Source organism: Oleiphilus sp. HI0067 (assembly GCF_001635735.1).
Genome location: NZ_LWFI01000196.1, coordinates 1 through 1,294 on the forward strand (window position 1 = coordinate 1; position 1,294 = coordinate 1,294).

Here is a 1,294-nt window from a genome sequence, read left to right on the forward strand (position 1 = left end):
AAAAATGATTAAGTTGCTTAATTATTCGAAAACAGCAAACCGTCGTTCATACGACCTCAAAGAATTTATCGATGACGTGTGCGGCGTATACGCAGCCAAAAGACCTGCATTTTCAGTATTTGATTCAGATAGTGACTACTACCTGAAGACAATCGATGATACAGCAGTATATGTCGCGCTTAAAAATGGCTCTGACTGCTCATTTGCTACAAATCGATATCACTACATAGACTTTGATATATCTCGTTCGAACATCCTTAATGAAAGTTTTAACGTCAGTAGCTCAGAAGTCTTTGGAGCATTTCTGATTGATCCAAATTTTATTTACAACGATGATGATGGTGAGCAGCAAACAGGTCGCTCGATATGGGTATCACACAACGCTGAAACAGAAGCATTGAGCGGTAGGGTTTGGAATGGACCTACATTGTTCGATTTTCCATTTGAGTATAAGTCAGAAAATAAGCCGGCAAGCGACGAAGAAACTCCCCCACCATATGTTGTAAGTGCAGGTGATGACCGCTTAGTTATATTCCGAAACCAAAAAGAATATGACAATAGCCAAATCCTCCAAGCTAGTTATACAACTCTTCATGAGTTAAGTCTTGCCACGCTCAATACTCTTATTAACTCAGAAGATATTGTGGCTAGTGAAAATGCAATCAAAGCGTATTTATCACTTGCACGCTCAACATTTGATAATGCAAACCAAGGTTCCGTCCCAAACCATGCCTTAACGGATGGTTTTATTGCATATGAAGGCGATGACACTCTCTATCGATATCAGTTTGACTCTGGCAATGATGAAGAACTCTATACAAAACAAACAGGCCTAATCGCGTTAACTTTTGCTGCTTTAGATACTGGAGATATCGTAACAATAGAAGAATTTGCTTCTTATCAATCTTTGTTGATTTTCTCTAACGACTCGAGAGCAGAAACAATCTTCGCAGTGAATAGCGCTTCGGATATTGATTTAACGACCCATGAATCTCGTATTTATATCAACGCCTTAGCCCCCACAAACATACTTGCTGAAAACATTTCTACAAACACGTGGGTCACCGCGGAATTTGAGTCTAGTCGGATAGTTAGAGTTATCGAAGGCGCTAAACTTGGCTTTTTGAATAACCCCATTGGCGAAGCCGACTTATTGATATTTGTTTCTGACGAAGACAGTTCAGATGAATATCTGATTGATCCCTATGTGGCGAAATATGATGGAAACCAGATAGATGGAATTTTTAATTTCGAAGAACTGGATGAAGATGATGAAGAACGCGTCATCTCTACA

General features: G+C 39.4%; 1 protein-coding gene. It reads left to right on the forward strand.

Features of this window, described 5'->3' with window-relative positions:
- Positions 1-1,294 (forward strand): hypothetical protein (locus tag A3739_RS29210; RefSeq protein ID WP_197471979.1); only part of this gene is annotated, 1,294 nt, incomplete at both ends.